General features: G+C 62.6%; 2 protein-coding genes and 1 pseudogene. 1 reads left to right on the plus strand and 2 read right to left on the minus strand.

Annotation, left to right across the window (positions count from 1 at the left end):
* Positions 1 to 144, minus strand: a pseudogene (locus tag GE300_RS21950) (IS6 family transposase); the annotation flags it as partial.
* A gap of 405 nt (positions 145 to 549) precedes the next feature.
* Positions 550 to 1,541 (minus strand): IS3 family transposase gene (locus GE300_RS21955; RefSeq protein WP_154449693.1). Its coding sequence is split into 2 segments (ribosomal slippage): positions 550 to 1,280 and positions 1,280 to 1,541, totalling 993 coding nucleotides; the frame shifts between segments, so codons are not numbered across the junction.
* 166 nt (positions 1,542 to 1,707) lie between these two features.
* Here GE300_RS21955 and GE300_RS21960 point away from each other — a divergent pair.
* The gene (locus tag GE300_RS21960; RefSeq protein WP_154449694.1) at positions 1,708 to 1,875 is read left to right on the plus strand and encodes a hypothetical protein; all 168 of its coding nucleotides are present in this window, start codon (positions 1,708 to 1,710) and stop codon (positions 1,873 to 1,875) included.
* Positions 1,876 to 2,035 lie beyond the last annotated feature (160 nt).

Here is a 2,035-nt window from a genome sequence, read left to right on the forward strand (position 1 = left end):
CACGGGACCGAAGCGGTGCCACCAGTACCGGACCGCCGCGTGGCTCACGTCGATCCCGCGCTCGTGCAGCAGGTCCTAGATATTCCAGCGCGAGAGCGGGAACCGGACGTAGAGCAGGACCGCCAGGCGGATGATCTCGGGGATGGTCCTGAAGTACCTGAAGGGGCTACGTTTTCGTCATCTGCGGACGCTGGCGAGCCCCCCGCCCCGCTTCAAGCCGAGTTGCTCTGACAGTGTCGAGCCGCAGGCTCCCCGCATATCTGGTAGCGCCGTTTTCGCCCCGGACTCGGCGTTCATCGCGGACCAGGTGAAGGATCCGGACCCGGCAGAGGATCCCGAAACCGGCTATGGCGGGGATCATCATCTATGTGGCCTGGCGGCTGATCAGTTTCCGCGAAATCCGCCACATCTTGCGTAGCAGCAGAAGTGAAACGCTGATCCTGTTTCTTACCTTTCTCGCCGGCATCACCACCGAGCTTGAAAATGCGATCTTCGTGGTGCACGTGCCCCGAATCTTGGGCCGCCCGGACCTGGAAAATCCGGGGTTTGTCACGCCAGCGGGCCGGAGGCACCGGCGTCGTTCATCAGCAAGATCGGGGCGTTGTAGCCGATCGCGCTGTGGGGTCGGTCTTCGTTGTAGAACCTGCGCCAACTCTCCATCTTTTCGCGGGCGTCGGCAAGGCTCATGAACCAGTGGGCGTCGAGGCACTCCTGCCGGAACTTGCCGTTGAACGCCTTGATGAAGGCGTTGTCGGTGGGTTTGCCGGGGCGCGAGAAGTCCAGGGTGACGCCGCGCTGGCAGGCCCAGAGGTCGAGGTCGCGGGACACGAACTCGGTGCCCTGGTCGACGCGGATCGTTCTCGGATAGCCGACGCGGGCGCAGGCTTCGTCCAGCGTTCGGACCACGTCTTCGCCGCGGTAACTGAAGCGGGGATCGACGACCGGTGAGAACCGCGACCAGGTGTCGATGACGGTCAGCACACGCAGTCTTCGGCCCGTGGCGAGCTGGTCGTGCACGAAGTCCATCGCCCAAACGTCGTTGCTTGCGGTCGCCTCGGCACGATCCTCGCGTAGCTTCGCCTTGACCCGTCGTTTCGGCTTCCTGTTTCTCAGCTGCAAACCCAACTCCTTGTAAACACGGTGAACCTTCTTGTGATTCACGTCCCAACCTTCGCAGGTGGAGCGATTGACCAGCAGGGCCGTACACGCCCGCCGTTCGGAAACGCCCCAGTCCACCTGGACCGTCGCCACCAGCACCCGCTTCTGGGCAGGTCTCAGAGCTTTCGGCGCACGACGTCCTGCAACATCTCCCGGTCCAGGCTCAACTCGGCGACCAGCTTCTTCAACCGCGCATTCTCATCCTCAAGCGCCTTCAGCCGACGCATCTCCGGCGGCGTCATTCCGGCAAACTTCTTGCGCCAGCTGTAGAACGTCGCCTGGCTGATGCCCGCCTTCCGGCAGATCTCGCCCACCGGCACGCCTTCCTCCGCTTGCTTCAAGACGAACGCCTTCTGCGCGTCCGTGAACTTCGATGCCTTCATCGTTCTTCGCTCCTGTCTCGGCCAGGGAATCGCATACCGGAGTCTCCGGCCGAGAGCGGCCCGGCTTTCAGGGGGCAGAGCAGGGCGGCCTGGCAGAATTCCAATCCCTGTAATGTTTTTCGTCCGGCAACGTCTACTGGATGAAGGCAAACAAAAGGAGGCCCAAATGAACGCCCATTCAACTTCACAGACACAATATACGGCCACGCGGAAACCGACGGGATGTTGCGGTGGCAAGGTCGGCGCGCAGCCGCAAGCCAAGGCCGAACCGCGCGGCGCGGAGATCGTCGAAGGCAAACCGGACAATTCCGGCTGTTGCTGCGGCCACAACTGACGCGATGCCTCGCAGGATGGGCGTCTTGCGCCGATCGCGCACTCATCCTCACCCGTTGCCGTCCGGCAGCGGCGTTCGCGCTCCAGTTTGATCATCGACAAGAAAGGAACACGCCATGATGCCAATCCTCTTTTTCACCGCAGTTGCGGCGATCCTGTTC

It is taken from the genome of Halovulum marinum, from assembly GCF_009697225.1.
GTDB lineage: Bacteria > Pseudomonadota > Alphaproteobacteria > Rhodobacterales > Rhodobacteraceae > Halovulum > Halovulum marinum.

Excerpts from the sequence above, each read along its gene's own strand:
- GE300_RS21960 (WP_154449694.1), top strand. The coding sequence starts at position 1,708 with ATGAACGCCCATTCAACTTCACAGACACAATATACGGCCACGCGGAAA.